The sequence below is a fragment of the Pseudomonas sp. RGM 3321 genome (assembly GCF_022836805.1).
In the GTDB taxonomy this organism is placed as follows: domain Bacteria; phylum Pseudomonadota; class Gammaproteobacteria; order Pseudomonadales; family Pseudomonadaceae; genus Aquipseudomonas.
Genome location: NZ_JALHBH010000121.1, coordinates 469586 through 492402 on the forward strand (window position 1 = coordinate 469586; position 22817 = coordinate 492402).

Here is a 22817-nt window from a genome sequence, read left to right on the forward strand (position 1 = left end):
ATCCATGTTCGATGAAGCAAACGCGCAGTGGGGGCTGGTGCATGCCCTCGTGTTGGACGGTAAAGGCGGGGCGCGTTTCATCGCTCGAACCGAGTTGCAGGACCTTGAGCTGCAGCCGCAGGAAAGTCTGTGGCTGCATTGGGATCGCAGTCACCCGCAGACCCATGCCTGGTTGCGCACCGGCAGCGGTCTGAGCGAGTTTGCCTGCGACCTGTTGCTGGAAGAGAACACCCGGCCGCGTTTGCTGCCGTTGCCTGAGCAGGAGCTGCTGCTGTTTCTGCGCGGGGTGAACCTGAACCCGGGTGCCGAACCGGAAGACATGGTGTCGGTGCGCATCTTCGCCTCGGCTCAGCGAGTGATCTCGCTGCGTCTGCGCCCTCTGCGTGCCACTGAGGAACTCATCGAGATGCTGGGGCAGGGCAAAGGCCCGAAGAGCGCCTCGGAGCTGATCCTGTATCTGGCGCAGCACCTCACTGACAAGGTTCAGGATCTGGTGGGCGAACTGACCGAATCGGTCGATGAAGAGGAAGAAAAGAACGACGCCGACGAGCGGTACAGTCCCGAGCACGGCAAGCTGCTGCATATCCGTCGGCGCGCCGCCGGTCTGCGCCGCTTTCTCGGGCCCCAGCGCGATATATACGGCCAGCTCTCGCGAACCAAACTGTCCTGGTTCGCGCATGACGATGCCGATTACTGGAATGAACTGAACAACAGCCTGACCCGTTATCTGGAGGAGCTCGAACTGACCCGCGAGCGGGTGGGGCTGCTGCTGGAGTCCGAAGACCGGCGCCTGCGGGAACACATGAATCGCACCATGTACCGCTTCGGGATCATTACCGGTATCTTTCTGCCCATGAGTTTTCTCACCGGTCTGCTGGGTATCAATGTCGGCGGAATTCCCGGTTCGGACAGCGCATATGGCTTTCTGGTGGCCTGCCTGCTCATTGTTGCGCTGGCCGCAGGGCAGTGGTGGCTGTTCAGGCGTTTGCGCTGGGTGTAGGTCGGACTTGCGAGGTTTTTTGACAGGCCGGTGTGACTTGTTGTTTTCGCGTCGCGTCTTTGACTGACATTACGTGAGGTGCCTGATGCACGATCCGTTTGAAGAATCTTTACGCGACATGCTCAATTCTTCATCCTCCAGCCGGGATGATGACGCATGTCTGGGACGCGTCTTGAAAACCGCCAATCGCCAGGTCGGTGCCGGTGTGTTGTTCGGGTTGCTGGGCCGTTGGTCAGAAGCACTGATGATTGCCGTGAACAACGGCTCTGCCCACGTCTCTCCTGTTTCTCGCCGCACCACCCCTGGTGCCCGTTCTATCGATAAGGCTGATTGAGCATGGAATTAAATCTCTGGACCCAGAGCCTTCTTGCTGCAATGACTGCATTGTGGACCAAAGTCGCAAATTTCATCCCTAACCTGTTCGGCGCCCTTGTCGTGGTGCTGCTGGGTTTCGTCGTCGCCAAACTGCTCGACGCGCTGCTTTCCAAACTGCTGGCCAAACTGGGCCTTGATCGTCTGGTCGGCGGTACCGGTCTGACCAAGATCATTGGCCGCGCCGGCGTCAAGGTGCCGATCTCAACGCTGATCGGCAAGATCGTCTACTGGTTTGTTCTACTGATTTTCCTCGTCTCGGCTGCCGAATCGCTGGGGCTGCAGCGGGTTTCAGCTACGCTGGACATGTTGGCGCTGTATCTGCCCAAGGTATTTGGTGCGGCACTGGTCCTGCTGGTTGGCGTGCTGCTGGCGCAACTGGTCAATGGACTGGTACGCGGCGCAGCCGAAGGCGTAGGTATCGACTACTCCGCCGGCCTGGGCCGAATTGCTCAGGGTCTGGTCATCATCATCAGTATTTCGGTTGCGATCAGCCAGCTTGAGGTCAAGACCGACCTGCTGAACCACGTTATTGTGATTGCCTTGATTACCGTTGGTCTGACAGTGGCGCTTGCCTTGGGCCTGGGCAGTCGGGAGATCGCCGGTCAGATCATCGCCGGAATTTATGTTCGTGAGCTGTTTCAGGTGGGCCAGCAGGTGCGGGTGGGCGATACGGAAGGTCAGATCGAGGAAATAGGTACGGTCAAGACAACGTTGCTGACAGACGAGGGGGAGCTGGTGTCGTTTTCCAACCGCATCCTTCTCGAGCAGAGAGTAAGCAGCCGTTAAGCGGCTAACCTGCTAATCTATGCCGCCGGGTTGCCGAAACAGGCCGTGGCGGACATTGACCTGACTGTCGGCAAGATTTGTTTTGAATAAACCTCAACCGTTTTCGACGCGCTACGATCCCCGCGAGCTCTCTGATGAGGAGCTGGTCGCGCGCGCCCATGTTGAGCTGTTCAATGTGACGCGGGCTTATGAAGAATTGATGCGTCGTTACCAAAGAACACTTTTTAACGTCTGCGCACGTTATTTAGGGAACGATCGCGATGCTGACGATGTCTGTCAGGAGGTGATGCTTAAGGTGTTGTATGGGTTGAAAAATTTTGAAGGTAAATCTAAATTTAAGACTTGGCTTTACAGCATCACCTACAATGAATGCATCACGCAGTACCGGAAGGAACGGCGTAAGCGTCGCTTGATGGACGCTTTGAGTCTGGATCCACTTGAGGAAGCGTCGGAAGAAAAGACGCCCAAACCTGAAGAGCGGGGCGGACTTGATCGCTGGCTTGTGTATGTAAACCCGATCGATCGGGAGATTCTGGTCCTGCGTTTCGTCGCAGAACTTGAATTCCAGGAGATTGCTGACATCATGCACATGGGCTTGAGCGCAACGAAAATGCGTTACAAGCGGGCTTTAGATAAATTACGAGAGAAATTTGCGGGAATCGCCGAAACTTAATACGGTGCAAATATCTCTAACAAACTGGCAAGGTCTGGTAGACTCGCCGCTGAGTTGTCCCCTGTGTGGGACTGCTTAATAATCATCAGATGGGGATTTAACGGATGAAACTGAAAAACACCTTGGGCTTGGCCATTGGTACTATTGTTGCCGCAACTTCGTTCGGCGCGCTGGCTCAAGGCCAAGGCGCGGTCGAAATCGAAGGCTTCGCCAAGAAAGAGTACTACGACAGCGATCGTAACTTCAAAAACGACGGCAACCTGTTCGGCGGCTCCGTTGGCTACTTCCTGACTGACGATGTTGAGCTGCGTCTGGGCTACGACGAAGTCCACAACGTCCGTAGCGACAGTGGCAAGAACATCAAGGGCGCCAACACCGCTCTGGACGCTCTGTACCACTTCAACAACCCGGGCGACATGCTGCGTCCTTACCTGTCTGCCGGTTTCTCCGATCAGAGCATCGGTCAAGACGCTCGCAACGGTCGCGACGGTTCCACCTTCGCCAACATCGGCGGCGGCGCCAAGCTGTACTTCACTGACAACTTCTATGCCCGTGCAGGCGTTGAAGCTCAGTACAACATTGACCAAGGCAACACCGAGTGGGCGCCTAGCGTCGGTATCGGCGTAAACTTCGGTGGCGGCAGCAAGAAAGTTGAAGCAGCACCAGCTCCAGTAGCTGAAGTGTGCTCCGACAGCGACAACGACGGCGTGTGCGACAACGTCGACAAGTGCCCTGACACCCCAGCCAACGTAACCGTTGACGCTGATGGCTGCCCAGCAGTTGCCGAAGTCGTTCGTGTTGAGCTGGACGTGAAGTTCGATTTCGACAAATCCGTAGTCAAGCCTAACAGCTACGGCGACATCAAGAACCTTGCTGACTTCATGCAGCAGTACCCACAGACCACCACCACTGTTGAAGGTCACACTGACTCCGTCGGTCCTGACGCTTACAACCAGAAACTGTCCGAGCGTCGTGCAAACGCCGTTAAACAGGTTCTGGTTAACCAGTACGGTGTTGGCGCTAGCCGCGTAAACTCGGTTGGTTATGGCGAATCCCGTCCAGTTGCTGACAACGCAACTGAAGCTGGCCGCGCAGTTAACCGTCGCGTAGAAGCAGAAGTAGAAGCTCAAGCTAAGTAATTAGCCGCTTGTACTGAAAAGCCCGGCTTAGGCCGGGCTTTTCTTTGCCTGCGATTTGCTCAGGCAGACGCTACTCAGGAGGCAGGGTCAGCCGGCATTCAGCTGTGCGTGATCCATCAGCGTTTGATTCAGCAGCTCATTACTGCACGCGGCAACCGCGCCGATCACCAGAATGGCAGGGCTCTTCAGCTCGAGAGCGCTGGCGTCGCGCTGCATCGCATTCAACGTGCTGCGGCACTCGCGCTGCCAGGGCAGTGAAGCATTCTCGATCATCGCCACCGGCATCTCGCCACTCATTCCGCCAGCCAGCAGGCTCTCGCGAATTTCCGCCAGCTTTGCCACGCCCATGTAAACCACCAGAGTAGTTCCGCCTTGTGCGAGGGCCTGCCAGTTGAGGCTGCTGTCGTCCTGGGTATGGGCAGTGACCAGTGTTACGCCACGGCTTATACCGCGCAGGGTCAGCGAAATGCCGCACTGTGTTGCGCCGGCAAGCCCCGCCGTAATGCCGTTGACCAGTTCCACCGCGACGCCGCGTTCCTGCAGCCACTGCGCCTCTTCGCCGCCACGGCCGAAGATGCACGGATCGCCGCCCTTGAGGCGCACAACGCATTTGCCCTGACGTACATAGCGCAGCATCAGGCGATGGATAAACGCTTGTGGCGTTGAACGGCAACCGCCGCGTTTGCCGACCGCGATAACTCGCGCATTCGGGCAGTGCTCAAGCACTGCGGTATTGACTAGATCATCGATCAGCACCACGTCGGCTTCGTGCAAGGCTCGCACTGCCTTGAGGGTCAGTAATTCCGGGTCACCGGGACCGGCGCCCACCAGCCATACTTTTGCGCTCATGCTGCACTCCTCACTGGGTAACGGTCACGGTGTTGATCAGTCTTTTTATTTCAGGCACGCAGGAGCCGCATTGGGTCCCGCAGCCCAATTGTGTCTTGAGGTGATTCAGGTCCAGGCCGCGCCCGATACCGTCCATTACTGCGCTCTGGCTGACGTTCATGCAGTTGCACAAGGTCTTGTCACGGGTCTGCGCCGAGTCCTTGCCAGGCTCGCTACTGAGCGGGGCAAGCAGCCAGCGTCGCAGCGAAGCATCAATTCGTTCTTCCAGCCATAGCGCCTGCAGCCAGTGTCGGGCAAGTGTTTCACCGGCCAGGCGGATGGCGGTAATGCGGCCGTTATCAATGCGCACCCGCTTGCCAATTGAGCGCTTGGGGTCGTCATAAGCCATAACCGGCCCGTCATCGAGTCCCAGCACATGGTCAATGTACTGCAGCAGCATCGGGTCGGGCGCTTCGGCGCTGGCGGCGCGTATGACCAATGCAGGCCGTTCGCGTCCGGCAAGGCCCATGCTCAGGTAAGTAAACACGTCGCACAGGAGGGGGCGCAGCCTTTCCATCTGCTGCTGCACATTGCCCTCGATCAGGGCGAAAAACTGCCAGGGCAGATAAGCTTTTTCGATTCTGACTCCGGAATGTTTGAGTTCCGGTTGTTTCGAGACCGGGTCGAAGGCTGGCTGAGTCAGAGTGTTTACGCCGCCCTTGAGAAACCGGTCGCCCCAGTGCATCGGCAAGAAGGCCTGACCGCAGGCAACACTGTCATCGCCGCCGACGGGCAATAACAGCTCGCCGCGTCGGCTGATCAGCTTGATCAGATCGCCAGGTTGCAGGTCATGACGCTGCATGTCCTGCGGGTTGAGGCTCAACAGCGCTTCACTGACATGCCCGAACAGCCGCGCAGCCGTGCCGGTGCGGCTCATGCCATGCCATTGATCGCGCAGCCTGCCGGTGTTGAGTGTCAGTGGGTAGTCAGCATCGCGCAGCTCTTTGGCGGCGATGTAAGGCTCGGATAAAAACTGCGCACGGCCCGAGTCGGTGGGGAAAATACCATCGGTATACAGCCGCGGCGTGCCCACGCTGGCACCGCGAGGGAAGGGCCATTGCTGCGGGCCATGGAGGTCGATGAGCTCGCGGTCGATCCCGGACATGTCCAGATCCCGCCCGACCGTCAGGCCTTTGAATTCATCGAACAAGGCCTTGGGTGTGTGGAAATCGAATAGCGCAGGTGCATCGGGTTGCAGGCGCTTTTGCAGACGCTGGGCGAAGTCCACAGTGATTGCCCAGTCGGAGCGCGCTTCGCCAGGGGGCGCAATGGCTTTGCGGACATTGGAAATGCGCCGCTCTGAGTTGGTCACAGTGCCTTCTTTCTCGCCCCAGCTTGCGGCAGGCAGCAACAGGTCGGCATAGCGCGCCGTTTCGGTGGTCTTGAAGGCCTCCTGAAGCACCACGAACGGGCAGGTTTCCAGCGCCTGTCGGATTCTGTTCTGATCGGGCAGTGATTGTGCCGGGTTGGTACAGGCAATCCACAATGCCTTGATCGTACCGCTCTGCAGTTGCTCGAACAGTTCGATGGCGGACAAACCGGGCTTGGCGGGCAGGCTGTCGACGCCCCAGTAGTGCGCAACCTGCGCACGGTGTTCGAGATTGGCTGCGTCGCGATGGCCAGGCAGCAGGTTGGCCAGGCTGCCGGTTTCACGTCCGCCCATGGCGTTGGGTTGGCCGGTGAGCGAGAAGGGGCCTGCACCGGGCCGGCCGATCTGCCCGGTGGCCAGGTGCAGGTTGATCAGTGCGCTGTTTTTTGCGCTGCCCGCAGTGGATTGATTCAGGCCCATGCACCACAGCGACAGAAAGCACGGTGCCTCACCCACCCAGCGTGCGCAGGTGTGTAGCTGTTCCTGGGTAATGCCGCATAGGGCTGCTACGTGTTCAGGCGGGTAATCTCGTACCAGCGCTGAAAGCGCTTCGTAGCCCTGTGTGTGTGCGGCAATGAACCCGGGATCAATCAGGCTCTCACTCATCAGCACATGGAGGATGCCGTGAAACAGCGCAACGTCGGTGCCAGGCTGAATCGCCAGGTGCAGGTCCGCTAGTTCACAGGTATCGGTGCGCCGTGGGTCGATGACGATGAGTTTCATCTGTGGCCGACGGCTTTTCGCTTCTTCCAGTCGACGAAACAGAATCGGGTGCGCGTAGGCCATATTGCTGCCGACGATCATCACGCAATCGCTCAGTTCGATATCTTCATAGCTGCAAGGCGGTGCGTCGGCGCCCAGGCTGCGCTTGTAGCCGGCCACGGCCGAAGACATGCATAGCCGTGAATTGCTGTCGATATTGTTGGTGCCGACCAGTGCGCGGGCCAGCTTGTTGAACGCGTAGTAGTCCTCGGTCAGCAACTGGCCGGAAATATAGAATGCGACGCTGTCGGGGCCGTGCTCGCGGATGCTCTCGGCGAAGATGTTGGCCGCGTGCTCCAACGCGGTGTCCCAATCGGTGACGCTGCGTGCCAGGCCTTTGCTCAGGCGTAGTTCCGGGTACAGTGCGCGCGCTTCGATGTCTCCGGTCAGGTGCAGACTTGAACCTTTGCTGCACAACTTGCCGAAGTTGGCCGGGTGCTTCGGGTCACCGCTGACGCCGAGGATATTCTGGCCGTCATGCTCGATCAGCACGCCGCAGCCCACACCGCAATAGCAGCAGGTGGACGCGGTCACCCGAGTGGTCTGAATGGCGAGGCTGGTCATGCGCAGGTGGCCTCTGGCGCGTCGGGTTTGCCGAACATCAGGTGATTGCGTATGGCATCAATGCCCTGGCCATCACGGATCTGCTGTAAGTACCAGCTACCGTCCGCAGTGTCGCCATAAAGACAGGCGCCGACCAGTACGTCGTTCTTGATCACCAGTTTCTTGTAGACGCCGCCGATGGGATCCGAGAGGGTGATGCTTTCAGTGCCTTCGGCACCGAGAAAGTCTCCGGCGGAAAACAGGTCGATGCCGGTGACTTTCAGCTTGGTCGAGGTCACTGACCCCTGATAACGGGCAAAGCCAAGCTGAGCTAGGTGATTGGCACACACCCGCGCCTGCTCGAACAGCGGCGCCACCAGCCCGTAGGCAATGCCGCGATGGCTGACGCATTCACCAATCGCATAGATGCGTGGGTCGTAGGTCTGCAAGGTATCGTTGACCAGGATGCCCCGGTTGCAGGGCAGACCAGCCTGTTCGGCCAATTCGGTGTTGGGGCGTATGCCTGCAGCCATGACCACCAGATCGGTATCGATCACCTCGCCGCTTTTGAATTGCACCGCGCGTACACGGCCCATATCATCGCCGAGCAGGGCTTCGGTCTGTTCGTTGAGGCGAAAACCCAGGCCGCGCTTTTCGAGTGCTGCTTGCAGCATCAGCCCGCTGGTTTTGTCCAGTTGGCGCTCCAGCAGCGTCTGACCGTTGTGAATCACAGTGACCTGCATGCCGCGCAGGCTCAAGCCATTTGCAGCTTCGAGCCCGAGCAGGCCGCCGCCGATGACCACTGCACGTTTGTGCGTGACGGCGGTATCGATCATTTGGCGGGTGTGGCTGATGTCGCGGTAGCCGATGACGCCTTCCAGCGTGTTGCCGGGAACCGGCAGAATAAAAGGTCGCGAGCCGGTGGCGATCAGCAGGCGATCGTAAGAGGCCTGGGTGCCGTCATCGGCGATTACCACGCGTTTGATTCGGTCAATCTTCACCACGCGACGGTTCAGCAACAACTGGATACCGTTGCTTTCGTACCAGGCCAGATCGTTGAGCACGATGTCTTCGAAATTCTGTTCGCCTGCCAACACCGGGGACAGCATGATGCGGTTGTAGTTGGGGTGTGGCTCGGCACCGAAGACCGTGATGTCATACAGGTCTTCGCTCAGTTTCAGCAACTCTTCGAGTGTGCGCACGCCGGCCATGCCGTTGCCTATCATCACCAGTTTGAGTTTTTTCATCTTGCCTCCGAGTCACTGCAGCGCGTGCTCGACACGTTTCGCGCAAACAAAAAAAGGCGTCCCGCCAGTTGCCTGACGGGGACGCCTTTGTCCGGTCCCGTTCTATCGGGAGGCGCAGCCTTCATCGTTGAGGGCTACGCGTTATGAATGATCTGCACAAGACCATGCAGCGCCTGTGCCAACTCGCATCTACCTGCGTAAAGGGGGGGACGGTCGATGCCTCAGGTTATTTCTGCACTGCGTTGAGGCGTGTTGCACAGAAGCAGGGCGGTCTGGTTCAGTGATGGCTCATGAGCCAGATCACCAGCAGAAGATTGAGCAGCATCGAGACCAGTGCCAGCGTCCGCCAGACTTTGAGCGGTTCGCGTTCCAGCAATGGGCGCGGTTTTGCTACCACCGGGCGATGCTCGGCTTGCTCCATTTCCAGTAACCACTGCTCGGCGGTTTCGTAACGCTGGTGCGGGTCGGCTTGCAGTGCCTTGTCCAGACTCTGGCTCAGCCATTGCGGCAGATCCGGTCGATAACGGCTGGCGGCGATCGGCGTGCCGAAGCGGCGATGCTGAAAGGCTTCGATCTCGCCATACGGGTAGTGGCCTGTCAGCAGGTAATACAGCGTGACGCCTGCCGCATAGAGGTCTTGCTGCGGATGCGGCTCAGCGCCGTTGAAGGCTTCCGGGGCGATGTAGCTCGGGGTACCGGGCAAGTCGTCAGCGTTGCCGGTTGACAGCCCCGGGCAGTACGCCAGACCGAAATCCAGCAGGCGCAATTCGCCATCATCTGCCAGCAGCAGGTTTTCCGGTTTGATATCGCGATGAATGATGTTGCGCCGATGCAGCAGGCCCGCAGCGCGTAACAGTCGGGTTGCGAGGTCCTGCCATTGAGCCAGCGGCAGCGGCCCGTTGCGTGTGAAGACCTCGACCAGTGTATTTCCGCAATACTCGCGCATTACGTAATACAGGTGCTGACGGTCTGCCAGCGGATGGACCTCGGGAAAGAAGCGCCCGGCAACCCGTCGCAAAAACCACTCTTCAAGCAATAAACCTTGGCCAGCACCCGATTCGTCATGCCGGCTGGCCGGCAGGGTTTTCAGCAGCCACGGTTGGCCGAGGGTATCCGTCACCCGATAAAGGATGGACTGGCGCGACTGCGCCACGATGCTGCCAACCGTCCAGCCTTCGAAGCCCTGGCCCGCCTTGAGCGCGGGTGGCAGTGGCCATTGCTGCAATTGCAGCAGTGTGTCACCCAGATCGTCCTCGCCCAGGCTATCGACCTGAATCAGCAGGGCGCTGGCATTGTCCTGGCTGCCCGCCAGGTGCGCCGCGCTGACCAGGGTTTTCACCGCGGAGTCGAGGTTGTCCTGCTCGGTCAGAATCGAGCGGATGCTGGCATCACCAAGGGTTGCCCAGATACCGTCGCTGACCAGCAACAGTCGCTCACCTTCACACAGCTCGCCGTCCAGATAGTCCATGACCACGTATTGGTCCAGGCCCAGCGCGCGCTTGAGCACATGCTGCATGTCTGCCCGTTCCCAGACGTGGTCTTCACTGATGCGCTTTAGCGTACCGGCCTGCCAGCGATAAGCCCGGCAGTCACCGACGTGGGCCAGGGTGAAGCGTCGTCCGCGCAGCACCAGAGCACTGAGGGTGGTCAGCAAACCGTTGGCCAGCAGCCAGCGATTCTGCGCCAGCAGCAGGCGGTCGAGAGACTGGGTCACGCCCCAGGTTTCCGGCGTGGCGTAATAGTCGAGTGCCAGCGCCTGTAGCGTGGACTGCGCAGCCAGTGCGCCATCGGCACACTGGCTGACGCCGTCGGCAAGGGCGAACAGATAGCCCTTGCTGGCGGCCAGTGCCGGGGCCGGAGTGACCAGGCGCAGAGCATCCTGGTTTTCCGCGCGCGGACCGCTGGCGCTGAATTGAGCGAACTGCAATTGCAGCGTCATCGGCGGTTCAGACTCGCGCCGCAGTCACGGCCGCCGAACCCCAGGTGGTTCTCCAGCGACGTTTAACGTTCAGCAAACCGAACCAGGCCAGCACCGCCAGACCTGCGAACAGCCACAGGCCCAACTGGTAATCGCCAGTGTTTTGTTTGATGGTGCCCAGACCGGCTGCCAGCAGGAAGCCACCGATGCCGCCTGCCATGCCGATCAGGCCGGTCATGACCCCGATTTCCTTGCGGAAACGCTGCGGAACCAGCTGAAAGACCGCGCCGTTACCGGCACCAAGGCCGAGCATCGCGGCAACGAACAGGGCCAGTGCTGCCCACGAACTCGGCAGGTTGAAACCCACCGCTGCGATACCGATGGCCGCAACGGCGTACATCACGGTCAACGTGCGAATCCCGCCAAAGCGGTCAGCCAGCGCGCCACCGAGCGGGCGCATCAGGCTGCCGCCGAAGACACAGGCAGCGGTGTAGTAGCCGGCAGTAATCGGGCTCAAGCCATATTGGTCGTTGAAATAGCCGGGCAGGGCGCTGGCCAGGCCGATGAAGCCGCCGAACGTCACGCTGTAGAAAAACATGAACCACCAGCTGTCACGATCACCCAGCGCCTTGAGGTAGTCCGCCATGGATTTGGGCTTGCTGCGCTCCGGGGCGTTGCGCGCCATAAGGGTGAAAGCGATCAGGGTCAGAACCAGCGGTATCAGCGCCAGACCGAACACGTTGCCCCAACCGAAACTGGCGGCCAGTACCGGCGCGATCAATGCTGCCAGTACGGTGCCCGAGTTGCCCGCACCGGCAATGCCCATTGCTTTGCCCTGATGCTGCGGTGGATACCATTGCGACGCCAGAGGCAGCGCGACGGCGAACGAAGCGCCCGCCATACCCAGAAACAGCCCCAGCAGCAGTACCTGGCCGTAGGTATGAATGCCCAGTTGCCAGGCTGCCAGCAGTGCGCCGATGACAATCACCTGACCTATGATGCCGGCGGTCTTGGGCGACAGCTGGTCCGCCAGCAGACCCATGAAAAAGCGCAGCACGGCACCCGCCAGAATCGGTGTAGCGACCATCAGGCCGCGTTGCTGAGTGGTCAGGTGCAGGTCAGTGGCAATCTGCACCGCCAGCGGCCCGAGCAGATACCAGACCATGAAACTCAGGTCGAAATAGAGAAACGCCGCAAACAGGGTCGGTTTATGGCCTGCCTTCCAGAAGCTTGTATCCATGTGCACACCTCATCATCTGCTAGTTAGTCAGTCGGGCCATGACCGCGACACGGGGTATTCCAGACGCTGTGGTGGAGTGTTCCGAATGACGGCGACTCCACCGGCCCCGTCGCCGGGGCCAAAACGAAAAAAACGTCGCCTCTCTGTCCACGTGAGCGGAAAGAGATGAGCGACGTCTTTGTCGTAAAGGGTGATAGCCGCCGTTGGCTACCGAGCGATTGCTAAAGCAAGAGATGGGCCAATGGCGTTGCAAGCGGTTAGCTGCAAGCTGCGAGCGGGTTTGGGTGATTTCCAGGAAGTAGGCGAGAGCCGGTCAGTGACCTTGAAGCGGGCGCTCGTCAGCAGAGCGCTGTAAAACAGGGCGTGCCGCGAGCGACAGCCTGCAGCCCGGCAGGGCGAGATAAAGCATGGTTACTGAAGACTTTATTAAAGTTCAATGGCGTTATTATTATTTCATGCGCCACTAGTTTTGGTATTAGGTACTGTCACTGTGATGCTGTTTTGATGTGCTTGTATGACGGTCTTAATAGCGATGATCAATAAGTGTTAATATTTATTAATGTTCTGTTTATTGAGGTTGTACGATAACACCGCTCTCAATATTTAATTTACATTGCCCGGTATCTCTGACAGCATTCATAGCACCGTGATTAACACGGCTCATTCATCAGGGCATGAATTTACTCTTCACTACGGCGATCTGTAATTGCAAATTGCCTGTCAATTTCGATAAATGATTACTTTTGAAAAAAAGTAATCGGCTACTCGCTCTTTTTCCGGTTTTCAGTTGCCCCAGGGCTTGAAATACCGATCCTGGGTTCCTCCCGGCAATACAGCCCGCAGACCGGGCTGTCTTCCTCTTCGCGCTTCATTGCAGGCGCCAATAAAGGACATCATCATGAGTAACATCAATTACGCACCTACCATCTGGTCCAGGGCTGATGCGCTGAAGGTCAATGAAAATGATCCGACTACCACGCAGCCTCTGGTAAGCCCGGATTTTCCGGTCATGAGTGATACCGTATTCATCTGGGACACCATGCCGTTGCGCGAGCTTGACGGCACCGTGGTTTCAGTCAACGGCTGGTCGGTGATCGTCACGCTGACGGCTGACCGCCACCCCGACGATCCGCAGTATGTCGGTACCAATGGCCGCTATGACATCAAGCGTGACTGGGAAGATCGTCATGGCCGGGCACGCATGTGCTACTGGTACTCGCGCACCGGAAAGGACTGGATCTTCGGTGGCCGGGTAATGGCCGAAGGTGTGTCGCCAACCACCCGGGAGTGGGCGGGTACACCCGTACTGTTGAATGATAAAGGCGATATCGACCTGTACTACACCTGTGTGACGCCGGGGGCGGCAATTGCCAAAGTCCGTGGCCGTATTGTAACGTCCGACAAGGGCGTGGAATTGAAAGACTTTACGGAGGTGAAAACACTGTTCGAGGCCGACGGCAAATATTATCAAACCGAAGCGCAGAACTCGACCTGGAACTTCCGCGACCCCAGTCCGTTTATTGATCCCAATGATGGCAAGTTGTACATGGTTTTTGAAGGTAATGTTGCCGGCGAACGCGGCACGCATACAGTAGGCGCCGCAGAACTGGGTCCTGTTCCGCCAGGTCATGAGGATATAGGCGGTGCCAGATTTCAAGTCGGTTGTATCGGACTGGCCGTTGCGAAAGACCTCAGTGGCGATGAGTGGGAAATACTTCCGCCGCTGGTCACCGCAGTAGGCGTCAATGATCAGACCGAACGCCCGCATTATGTCTTCCAGGACGGCAAGTATTACTTGTTTACCATCAGTCACAAGTTTACTTATGCCGATGGTGTTACGGGTCCGGATGGTGTTTACGGGTTTGTCGGCGAGCATTTGTTCGGTCCTTACCGGCCGATGAACGCCTCCGGCCTGGTGTTGGGCAATCCGCCTGCACAGCCATTTCAGACCTACTCGCACTGTGTGATGCCGAACGGTCTGGTGACTTCGTTCATCGACAGCGTACCCACCTCTGGCGAGGATTACCGCATTGGCGGTACCGAAGCGCCGACGGTGAGGATTCTGCTGGAGGGCGACCGCTCGTTTGTGCAGGAAGTGTATGACTACGGCTACATCCCGGCGATGAAGAACGTCGTGCTGAGCTGACCGACCGCATGCAATAACCAGTGCGGGAAGAACGCTTGTGCGAGCAGGCGTTCTTCGCTCGCTTACCCCAGTAGCTCGCTCATCGCGATAATTTGCTCGGCCACCTGAATCAGCTTTTGCTGGCGACTCATCGCCTGACGCCGCATCAGGGTGTACGCGTCTTCCTCGTTGCAATCCTTCATTTTCATCAGCAGCCCCTTGGCCAGTTCGATGCGCTTGCGCTCGGCCAGTTGCTGGTCGCGGGCATGCAGTTGCGCACGCAGCGCCTGATCGCTCTCGAAGCGGGCCATCGCCACATCCAGAATCGGTTGCAGCCGTTGGGCCTGGATGCCCTCGACGATATACGCACTGACCCCGGACTTGATTGCCTGGCGCATCACGCCCGGATCATGCTCGTCGGTGAACATCACGATGGGCCGCGGTTGGTCACGGCTGACCAGCACTACTTGCTCCATTACGTCGCGTCCTGGCGATTCGGTGTCGATCAGGATGACGTCCGGGCGCACCGCTTCAACGCGGGCGGGCAAGTCGATGATCAGTCCGGATTCGTCGATCACTTCAAAACCGGCCTCTATCAATGCCGATTTGAGGCGACCGACCTTTCTGGCCGTGTCATTGATAAGCAGGATACGCAGCATGGTCACGTTCTCCGTCAACGACTGGCCACAGCGGGTGCTTTGTCGGCCAGCGAGTGGAGCTTGAAGCTACGCGCGTAGCCTGCGGGATCGCTGCCGTCCCACACCTTGCCATCGATCAACTGACTGCTGCGCAGGGTTGCAGTGGGGGCGTCGATGCCCAGCGCATCGGCTGCCTGGCGATACAGGTCCAGTTGCTGTACACGGCTGGCGACAGCCAGGTAGTCCGGGTCTTCACGCAACAGGCCCCAGCGCCGGAACTGAGTCATGAACCACATGCCGTCGGACAGCCACGGATAATTGACCTGCCCCTGATCATGAAAACTGACTGCATGCGGGTCCTGCCAGTGATTGCCGAGGCCGTCGCTGTAGTGGCCAAGCAGGCGTGGCTCGATGCAGTCTGGCGAGGTATCCAGATAATCCGCACCGCTGAGCAGCTGTGCGGTGCTGCGCCGGTTATGGTCGCTTTGCTCGATGAAACGGCTGGCTTCCAGTACCGCCATGATCAGTGCTCTGGCCGTGTTGGGGTTCTGTTCGACAAACTCGCGGGTGCAGCCCAGCACCTTGCCCGGATGATCCGGCCAGATCGCCTGGCTGGTCGCCATCGTGAAGCCCAGTTGCTGCTGCACAGCGCTGGCCCCCCAGGGCTCGCCAACACAAAAACCGTCGATACGTCCGGCCCGCAGGTGTTGCGCCATTTGCGTGGGTGGCACCACGACACTGTTCACATCATCGAGCGGGTGAATGCCCTGGCTGGCGAGCCAGTAGTAGAGCCACATGGCATGATTGCCGGTGGGGAAGGTCTGGGCGAAAGTCAGCCTTGAGCCGCTTTGGTGCGCACGTTTATCCAGTGCCTCAGGAGTGATCACGCCAGCCTCCTGCAATTCGCGGGACAGGTTGATGCACTGGCCGTTCTGATTGAGCCCCATGAGGATAGCCATGTCGGTCGCCGGACCACCGCTGATGCCCAGCTCGACTGCATAGATCAACCCGTACAGGCTGTGTGCTGCCTGAAGCTGGCCGCTGACCAGCCTGTCGCGCAGGCCGGCCCAGGACGTCTGCCGTTCAAGATTCAGGCTGAGCCCGTAAGGCTGGGCGAAACCCTGGGTTGCAGCGACCACCAGCGGGGCACAGTCGGTGAGTGCCATGAAGCCCACGTCCAGGCTGTTCATTTCCGGTGCGTCGCTACCGGCTACCCAGTCCAGCGCATTGCCGGTTCGTTCGTTCATAACGCGTGCTTCATAAAGGTCCGTCCAGAAAAAAGGCGTCGTCCGACCCCTTGCCGATGCAAGTGTCGAAGCGACGCCGTTGTCCACGCACCGCTCCGCCGTTGGAGCGAGTGCCGATAGCGGTTTTAAGCAAGGCATATGCCATTGCTGGCCAGGCGCTGGCAATCCAGGCTGCTGACAATACAAGGTGCGTGCAACAAGTTTGTCGAGCGCCTCGCCTGACAGGCCTGCACACGTCTATAATCGCCACCCTGAATTCAGCTGCTCACGAGCCCATCCCGCCATGTATAACCTGGCCCGCCAGTTACTGTTCAAACTTTCTCCGGAAACCTCTCATGACCTTTCGCTGGACCTGATCGGTGCAGGCGGGCGGCTGGGCCTCAATGGCCTGCTGAGCAAGTCCCCGGCGAAGTTGCCGGTCAGTGTGATGGGGCTGGAATTTCCCAACCCTGTGGGGCTGGCAGCAGGTCTGGACAAAAACGGTGCAGCCATCGATGGCTTTGCGCAACTGGGCTTCGGCTTTGTCGAGATCGGTACTGTGACGCCACGTCCACAGCCGGGCAACCCCAAGCCGCGCATTTTCCGCCTGCCGCACGCCGAGGCGATCATCAATCGCATGGGCTTCAACAATCTGGGTGTCGACAACCTGGTGTCCCGGGTCCAGGCGGCAAAGTACCGCGGCATCCTGGGCATCAATATCGGCAAGAACTTCGACACGCCGGTCGAGCGTGCGGTGGACGATTACCTGATCTGCCTGGACAAGGTCTATGCCCACGCCAGCTACGTCACCGTCAACGTCAGCTCGCCCAACACGCCGGGGCTGCGCAGCCTGCAGTTCGGTGACTCGCTCAAGCAACTGCTCCAGGCCCTGAGTCTGCGCCAGCAGGAACTGACGCAACGGCACGGCAGGCGCGTGCCGCTGGCGATCAAGATTGCCCCGGACATGAGCGATGAAGAAACCGTGCTGGTGGCCTCTGCACTGATCGAGTCGGGCATGGATGCAGTGATTGCCACCAACACCACGCTCAGCCGCCAGGGTGTGGAAGGGCTGCCGCATGGCGATGAAGCCGGTGGTCTGTCGGGCGCGCCGGTGCGGGAAAAAAGCACGCACATCGTCAAGGTGCTGGCCAGTGAACTGGCAGGTCGCCTGCCGATCATTGCCGCTGGTGGCATCACTGAAGGCCGGCATGCTGCCGAGAAGATAGCCGCAGGTGCCAGTCTGGTGCAGATCTATTCCGGTTTCATCTACAAGGGCCCTGCGCTGATTCGCGAATCGGTGGACGCCATTGCGGCAATGCCACCGGCCGTACGCTGAATCGAAGGCAAAAAAAAGGGGCTCCTCGAAAGAGCCCCTGGGCGTTGGCCCGCCGCCCGGGTCGGGCGTGCATGGTACAGGTGTGAATCAGTCAATCATGTGGGTGGCCCGACAGAGGCCTGAAAGTCTTTGAATCGCCTCATCCGACCGCGTGAAGTTCGTTGAGTCTGTGGATGCCCGCAGTGCCGGTCATACCGTCCCAGTTGTCGCCGCGTCCTTCGCGCCAGCCATTGATCCATGCCTGGCGTACTGACGGTAGAGTAAAAGGGCAAAGCTCACGGGATTTACCATGAACGCCGTATTGATATCCGCGTAAAAATGCTCTTTCCAACGGATCACGCTTAAGTCTTCTCATAGGGTAATGCCCTCGTCTGTTGACTGTAATATCCCTGAGACCCCGTGATGAGGTCGGGCAGAATCTTCTGCCGTTGGTGCCCGCTGCCGGCGTCGCGGGCCTTGATGTCATAACCGTTGCGGAGATGACCTGAGACGATTTCTAACCAAAGCACAGGTCGGTGTGAATGATCGTTTTGTCATAAGCACGTCATATTCAGGTCTGTCGAGCAATAAGCGATAGCCTGTTCAAGCACTGATTTTTGGCGCAGCCCCTTTGACGCAGGGATTTGCGAGCCAGATGAGATCGCTTGTCAGTCTCGTGTGATGGCCTAATGCCTTGGCTGGTTAAGCGACGAAGGGTCGCGATGGACACGGTAAAAATGTGACTTTTCCAGCATGACTTTTTAATTGCGTCTTTCTATTGCCAACAACGTCCTGGTGGATATCTGTTCTAATATCTCCCGAAAACTGCCGCAATGACATGACAGGATCATGCGGTGGACCGGCACACATCATGTGCCACGCAGGCGTTCTCCACGAAAGACGCCTGTTCAAATCTGGCAGGGCAATGCGTTGCCCGCCGCTGACGGCTCAGGCCCTGGAATACACATGTCGGATCGCTACGAACTTTTCCTTACTTGCCCCAAAGGCCTCGAAGGACTGCTTGCCGAGGAAGCTACGGCACTGGGTCTGCAAGAGACCCGCGAGCATACGTCGGCCATTCGCGGCTCGGCCGACATGGAGACCGCCTACCGGCTGTGCCTCTGGTCGCGGCTGGCCAACCGCGTGCTGCTGGTGCTCAAGCGCTTCCCGATGAAGGATGCCGAAGACCTGTATCACGGCGTGCTCGATGTCGAGTGGCATGATCATCTCGAGTCCGATGGCACCATCGCAGTGGAGTTCAGTGGCCACGGGTCAGGCATCGATAACACTCACTTCGGTGCGTTGAAGGTCAAGGATGCGATCGTCGACAAACTGCGCACACCGGATGGCGAGCGGCCTTCGGTGGACAAGATCAACCCCGATCTGCGCGTGCACCTGCGACTGGACCGAGGCGAAGCCATTCTGTCCCTCGATCTGTCCGGGCACAGCCTGCACCAGCGCGGCTATCGCCTGCAGCAAGGTGCTGCACCCCTGAAGGAAAACCTTGCCGCCGCGATCCTGATCCGCGCTGGCTGGCCGCGCATTGCTGCCGAGGGCGGCGCGCTGGCTGACCCGATGTGCGGTGTCGGCACGTTCCTGGTCGAGGCCGGCATGATCGCCGCCGACATCGCCCCGAACATCAAGCGTGAACGCTGGGGCTTCTCGGCCTGGCTGGGCCACGTCCCGGCGCTGTGGCGCAAGCTGCACGACGAAGCGCTGGCGCGCGCAGAAGCAGGGCTGGCCAAAACGCCTTCATGGATTCGCGGTTACGAGGCCGATCCGCGACTGATCCAGCCTGGACGCAACAACATCGAACGTGCAGGTCTGAGCGACTGGATCAAGGTCTATCAAGGCGAAGTTGCGACCTTCGAGCCGCGTCCCGACCAGAACCAGAAAGGTCTGGTGATCTGCAACCCTCCGTACGGCGAGCGCCTGGGTGATGAAGCCAGCCTGCTGTATCTCTACCAGAATCTGGGCGAGCGCCTGCGTCAGGCCTGCCTTAACTGGGAAGCTGCGGTGTTCACCGGCGCGCCGGACCTTGGCAAGCGCATGGGCATTCGCAGCCACAAACAGTATTCGTTCTGGAACGGTGCCTTGCCTTGCAAACTGCTGCTGATCAAGGTCACGCCTGACCAGTTCGTGACGGGCGAGCGTCGCACACCCGAGCAGCGTCAGATCGAGCGCGAGAACCCTGTCGAAGTTGAAGTCGTTGAAAGAAAGCTCAACAAGAACGGCAACCCGATCAAGCCGGAACCGGTGGTGGTCGAACAGGCGCGCCTGAGCGAAGGCGGGCAGATGTTTGCCAATCGCCTGCAAAAGAACCTCAAGCTGATGGGTAAGTGGGTGCGCCGTGAAGGCATCGATTGCTACCGCGTCTATGATGCCGACATGCCTGAATATTCGCTGGCGATAGACCTGTATCACGACTGGGTTCACGTTCAGGAATACGCGGCGCCGAAGTCCATCGATCCGGAAAAGGCTTCGGCCCGGCTGTTCGATGCGCTGGCGGCCATTCCGCAGGCGCTGAACATTGACAAGAACCGTGTGGTGATCAAGCGTCGCGAGCGTCAGAGCGGCACCAAACAATACGAGCGTCAAAGCGCGCAGGGCCAGTTTCTGGAAGTCAGTGAAGGCGGCGTCAAGCTGCTGGTCAATCTGACCGACTACCTCGACACCGGCCTGTTTCTCGACCATCGTCCGATGCGCATGCGTATCCAGCGCGAGGCGGCCGGCAAGCGCTTCCTGAACCTGTTTGCCTATACCGCCACTGCCAGCGTGCATGCTGCCAAGGGCGGTGCGCGCAGCACCACCAGCGTCGACTTGTCGCGGACTTACCTGGACTGGGCGCGTCGCAACCTTTCACTGAACGGTTTCTCCGACAAGAACCGTCTGGAGCAGGGCGACGTGATGGCCTGGCTGCAGGCCAATCGCGACGAATACGACCTGATCTTCATCGATCCGCCGACGTTCTCCAACTCCAAGCGCATGGAAGGCATTTTTGATGTGCAGCGTGATCAGGTCGAGCTGATCGATTTGGCCATGGCGCGTCTGGCACCGGGTGGCGTGCTGTACTTCTCCAACAACTTCCGCAAGTTCGTGCTCGATGAAAATCTGAGTCAGCGCTATGCGGTGGAGGATATTACCGCGCAAACCATCGACCAGGATTTTGCCCGCAACGGCAAGATTCACCGCGCCTGGAAAATCATGGCGCGTGCCTGACGCGGTGTGCGATGAGTTGAGCGGTAGCGTTTTATACCGGTCAGCTCATCGCACCCTGACACTGTTTCAGTCGTACAAAGACCTTTTTCATTGCGTTTAAATGCCTTTCAGTCGATAGCAATCGATCGTTGTCTTGTTGTGTATAAACGCTATAGCAATCAATATGTTGGTGTTGATATGCATAAGGTTATTATCTTTATAGAAGCTTATTTCAATAAGTTTGAAACTTTTGCATTGCCTTGCTCTGGTCGGTGTTATACTCGCGACGAGCAATAATTTATTCTTTTTTTTTGTTGGTATGTTTGTCATTATTCTAAAGCTATGTGCTTTGATTTAGTGCGTACTATTGCTTGTCAAGCACTCTATAACAGGTTTTCAAATCCTGTCTCCCAACTTGTTTTTCTTGTCTGTCGTATTTTTGGGCTGCGCTACTTTCTTCCTGTCCTGGCTACAACGGGGAGGGCGATATAACGATTTTCAACTGTCGAAGTTTGAAGTGATGTCCCTGTGCAGCCGGGCGACTAAGGGTGTCGACAGTGTCTTGTTATTGTCCATGCAGTACCCACCCCGAAGGTAATAGAATGAGAAACGTCAAGGTCGCTGTCCGTGCGGGGATGAGCTTTATGCTGATCACGTGCCTGCTCATTGCGCTGGGAGGTATAGCCCTATGGAAAATGGGCGAGTTACGGGCCAGCATGGATACACTGCAGAATGACGCGATGGCTAGTATTATTCTGGCCAACAAAATAGGCAGCGCGACCTTGCGTCTGCGACTGGACGCGCGACGTTTGATTGCACAAACCGACCCTCAGGCGCTGGCAATTACGATGGCGCGGCTGAAAGCCTCGCGGGAGGAAATGCTCAAGCAATCTACCGCGTATGCTCCGTTTGTAGGCAGCGCTCAGGAAGGAAGCCTTTATCAGACCGTCAATTCCTCCGCCCAAAAGTTTGCTGCACTTCTGGACACGGTTATTGAACTGATCCGGAAAGGCGACAACGCTGACGCCGTTGCATTTACTGACACTAATATAGTGCCCGTCACCGGGGCGTTGCAAACCGCAGTCGATGAGTTGATTCAAATGAATATTGACCAGGCCGATAGCCTGGGTGAAAGTGCCGCGGTATCTTATCACAGTGGTTTTACGTTTACGGTTGTGATTATCGCACTGTCTCTGGTCATTACGATCATTCTGGCTATCCTGCTGACCCGCAGTATTGTGAGTCCACTGAAATCATTATTGTCGGTCAATGAGAGAATTGCCGGAGGGGATCTTCGCGGTGACATTCTGGTCACTGGCAACGATGAGTTTTCTGCGCTTCAGCAGTCAACCCTGGCCATGCAGAAAAACTTGCGACAAACCATTGGCTTGATAAGTAACTCCTCACTGCAGTTGGCGTCTGCTGCCGAAGAGATGAATTCCATCACTGTGCAGTCCAGCACCGGGCTGGGTCGTCAGAATCAGGAGATCGAGCAGGCCGCCACTGCTGTTAATGAAATGACGGCAGCGGTAGATGAAGTCGCGCGCAATGCCGCCGCTGCATCTGATGCGGCCAGGAAATCCAACATGTCCACAGTACATGGTGCTCAGAGAGTGGCCAGTACCGTCAGCGCGATTGAGAAACTTGGCGCTACGGTGCTGGCCACCAGCGCTGATGTTCAGCGTCTGGCCGGGCAATCCCACGACATCAGCAAGGTATTGGCGGTTATCCGTACCATCGCCGAGCAGACCAACCTTCTTGCGCTCAACGCGGCCATCGAAGCCGCTCGTGCCGGCGAACAGGGCCGCGGCTTTGCTGTTGTGGCCGATGAAGTCAGGGCGCTGGCGTATCGTACACAGCAGTCAACCCAGGAAATAGAACAAATGATCGGTGCCATCTTGCAGGGCTCCGAACAAGCCACAAAGTCGATGCAGGAAAGCTGCCTGGGCGCGCAGGATACTTTAGAGGTTGCACATGAAGCGGGGGCAGCGCTGGACGAGATTGCCCGATGTATCGAACAGATCAATGACATGAACACACTTATCGCGACCGCCTCTGAAGAGCAGGCGCAGGTTGCCCGTTCCATTGATCACAATCTGGTCAGTATTCGCGATCTTTCAGTACAGAGTACCGAAGGTGCGAATCAGACGTCTCTCGCCAGTGGAGAACTGTCGCGATTGGCCATCGAAATGAATGGTGTCGTCACACGGTTCAAAATGTAATTTGAGGCAATGCCCGCAAGGTTTGGGCGAGGTCCTCAACCTTATCGGCAGCTCAATGGCCCCGTTTGAAACAGTCACAGGCCTATGAAAATTACTGGCGAATAGCTATAACAGAAGTCATAGCCAGCTTGACGCTTCAGCATGTTGGCGTCA

The 22817-nt window shown here is 58.2% G+C and carries 16 protein-coding genes and 1 pseudogene; 9 read left to right on the plus strand and 8 right to left on the minus strand.

All coding sequences use genetic code 11. The features are described 5' to 3' along the window. Positions 1-4: 4 nt before the first annotated feature. The 5 genes from RGM3321_RS27500 (at position 5) to RGM3321_RS27520 (ending at position 3973) form a co-directional block, all read left to right on the plus strand. Positions 5-1000: a zinc transporter ZntB gene (locus RGM3321_RS27500; RefSeq protein WP_244395654.1), complete on the plus strand. Its 996-nt coding sequence runs from the start codon at positions 5-7 to the stop codon at positions 998-1000. 85 nt (positions 1001-1085) lie between these two features. After that, the gene (locus tag RGM3321_RS27505; protein ID WP_244395655.1) at positions 1086-1334 is read left to right on the plus strand and encodes a CrfX protein; all 249 of its coding nucleotides are present in this window, start codon (positions 1086-1088) and stop codon (positions 1332-1334) included. A 2-nt stretch (positions 1335-1336) separates the two neighbouring features. Further along, a complete protein-coding gene (locus RGM3321_RS27510) occupies positions 1337-2161 on the plus strand; it encodes a mechanosensitive ion channel domain-containing protein (RefSeq protein ID WP_002553042.1) in 825 nt (274 codons plus the stop codon). An 82-nt stretch (positions 2162-2243) separates the two neighbouring features. Beyond that, positions 2244-2834, plus strand: a complete 591-nt coding sequence (gene sigX / locus RGM3321_RS27515; protein ID WP_002553043.1) for an RNA polymerase sigma factor SigX — start codon at positions 2244-2246, stop codon at positions 2832-2834. Positions 2835-2938: 104 nt separating this feature from the next. Beyond that, positions 2939-3973, plus strand: coding sequence for an OmpA family protein (locus tag RGM3321_RS27520; RefSeq protein WP_002553044.1), 1035 nt, complete (start codon positions 2939-2941; stop codon positions 3971-3973). Between the two features lie 87 nt (positions 3974-4060). Here RGM3321_RS27520 and cobA read toward each other — a convergent pair whose 3' ends face one another. The 5 genes and pseudogenes from cobA to RGM3321_RS27545 form a co-directional block, all read right to left on the minus strand. After that, positions 4061-4822, minus strand: a complete 762-nt coding sequence (gene cobA, locus RGM3321_RS27525; protein WP_244395656.1) for a uroporphyrinogen-III C-methyltransferase — start codon at positions 4820-4822, stop codon at positions 4061-4063. Positions 4823-4832: 10 nt separating this feature from the next. Then, complete coding sequence (locus RGM3321_RS27530) at positions 4833-7556, minus strand: nitrate reductase (RefSeq protein WP_244395657.1); 2724 nt, start codon at positions 7554-7556, stop codon at positions 4833-4835. A 26-nt stretch (positions 7557-7582) separates the two neighbouring features. Next, positions 7583-8782, minus strand: a pseudogene (locus RGM3321_RS27535) (FAD-dependent oxidoreductase); the annotation flags it as partial. 277 nt (positions 8783-9059) lie between these two features. Beyond that, complete coding sequence (locus tag RGM3321_RS27540) at positions 9060-10721, minus strand: bifunctional protein-serine/threonine kinase/phosphatase (protein WP_244395658.1); 1662 nt, start codon at positions 10719-10721, stop codon at positions 9060-9062. Positions 10722-10728: 7 nt separating this feature from the next. Continuing rightward, positions 10729-11940, minus strand: coding sequence for an MFS transporter (locus RGM3321_RS27545; RefSeq protein WP_002553050.1), 1212 nt, complete (start codon positions 11938-11940; stop codon positions 10729-10731). 898 nt (positions 11941-12838) lie between these two features. On the opposite strand from RGM3321_RS27545, the gene RGM3321_RS27550 reads away from it, so the two are divergent. Continuing rightward, on the plus strand, positions 12839-14086 hold the full coding sequence (locus RGM3321_RS27550) for a glycoside hydrolase family 68 protein (RefSeq protein ID WP_244395659.1): 1248 nt from the start codon (positions 12839-12841) through the stop codon (positions 14084-14086). Between the two features lie 62 nt (positions 14087-14148). Here RGM3321_RS27550 and RGM3321_RS27555 read toward each other — a convergent pair whose 3' ends face one another. Next, entirely contained in the window at positions 14149-14724 is a 576-nt protein-coding gene (locus RGM3321_RS27555) for an ANTAR domain-containing protein (RefSeq protein WP_002553052.1), read from the minus strand. 14 nt (positions 14725-14738) lie between these two features. Then, positions 14739-15950 carry a CmpA/NrtA family ABC transporter substrate-binding protein gene (locus RGM3321_RS27560; RefSeq protein ID WP_244395660.1) on the minus strand — a complete coding sequence of 404 codons (1212 nt, stop codon included), beginning with the start codon at positions 15948-15950 and terminating at the stop codon, positions 14739-14741. A 283-nt stretch (positions 15951-16233) separates the two neighbouring features. On the opposite strand from RGM3321_RS27560, the gene RGM3321_RS27565 reads away from it, so the two are divergent. Next, positions 16234-17265: a quinone-dependent dihydroorotate dehydrogenase gene (locus RGM3321_RS27565; protein WP_244395661.1), complete on the plus strand. Its 1032-nt coding sequence runs from the start codon at positions 16234-16236 to the stop codon at positions 17263-17265. A gap of 139 nt (positions 17266-17404) precedes the next feature. Here RGM3321_RS27565 and RGM3321_RS27570 read toward each other — a convergent pair whose 3' ends face one another. After that, entirely contained in the window at positions 17405-17620 is a 216-nt protein-coding gene (locus RGM3321_RS27570; protein WP_002553055.1) for a ribosome modulation factor, read from the minus strand. Positions 17621-18210: 590 nt separating this feature from the next. Between RGM3321_RS27570 and rlmKL the strand changes: the two genes are divergently transcribed. Then, a complete protein-coding gene (gene rlmKL / locus RGM3321_RS27575) occupies positions 18211-20463 on the plus strand; it encodes a bifunctional 23S rRNA (guanine(2069)-N(7))-methyltransferase RlmK/23S rRNA (guanine(2445)-N(2))-methyltransferase RlmL (RefSeq protein ID WP_002553056.1) in 2253 nt (750 codons plus the stop codon). A 581-nt stretch (positions 20464-21044) separates the two neighbouring features. Further along, the gene (locus RGM3321_RS27580; RefSeq protein WP_244395662.1) at positions 21045-22664 is read left to right on the plus strand and encodes a methyl-accepting chemotaxis protein; all 1620 of its coding nucleotides are present in this window, start codon (positions 21045-21047) and stop codon (positions 22662-22664) included. Positions 22665-22817: the final 153 nt, after the last annotated feature.

Coding starts and splice junctions, on each gene's coding strand:
- RGM3321_RS27520 (WP_002553044.1), top strand. CDS start 2,939: ATGAAACTGAAAAACACCTTGGGCTTGGCCATTGGTACTATTGTTGCC.
- RGM3321_RS27540 (WP_244395658.1), bottom strand. CDS start 10,721: ATGACGCTGCAATTGCAGTTCGCTCAATTCAGCGCCAGCGGTCCGCGC.
- rlmKL (WP_002553056.1), top strand. CDS start 18,211: ATGTCGGATCGCTACGAACTTTTCCTTACTTGCCCCAAAGGCCTCGAA.
- RGM3321_RS27505 (WP_244395655.1), top strand. CDS start 1,086: ATGCACGATCCGTTTGAAGAATCTTTACGCGACATGCTCAATTCTTCA.
- cobA (WP_244395656.1), bottom strand. CDS start 4,822: ATGAGCGCAAAAGTATGGCTGGTGGGCGCCGGTCCCGGTGACCCGGAA.
- RGM3321_RS27580 (WP_244395662.1), top strand. CDS start 21,045: ATGAGAAACGTCAAGGTCGCTGTCCGTGCGGGGATGAGCTTTATGCTG.
- RGM3321_RS27530 (WP_244395657.1), bottom strand. CDS start 7,556: ATGACCAGCCTCGCCATTCAGACCACTCGGGTGACCGCGTCCACCTGC.
- RGM3321_RS27560 (WP_244395660.1), bottom strand. CDS start 15,950: ATGAACGAACGAACCGGCAATGCGCTGGACTGGGTAGCCGGTAGCGAC.
- RGM3321_RS27545 (WP_002553050.1), bottom strand. CDS start 11,940: ATGGATACAAGCTTCTGGAAGGCAGGCCATAAACCGACCCTGTTTGCG.
- RGM3321_RS27500 (WP_244395654.1), top strand. CDS start 5: ATGTTCGATGAAGCAAACGCGCAGTGGGGGCTGGTGCATGCCCTCGTG.
- RGM3321_RS27510 (WP_002553042.1), top strand. CDS start 1,337: ATGGAATTAAATCTCTGGACCCAGAGCCTTCTTGCTGCAATGACTGCA.
- RGM3321_RS27570 (WP_002553055.1), bottom strand. CDS start 17,620: ATGAGAAGACTTAAGCGTGATCCGTTGGAAAGAGCATTTTTACGCGGA.
- RGM3321_RS27565 (WP_244395661.1), top strand. CDS start 16,234: ATGTATAACCTGGCCCGCCAGTTACTGTTCAAACTTTCTCCGGAAACC.
- RGM3321_RS27550 (WP_244395659.1), top strand. CDS start 12,839: ATGAGTAACATCAATTACGCACCTACCATCTGGTCCAGGGCTGATGCG.
- RGM3321_RS27555 (WP_002553052.1), bottom strand. CDS start 14,724: ATGCTGCGTATCCTGCTTATCAATGACACGGCCAGAAAGGTCGGTCGC.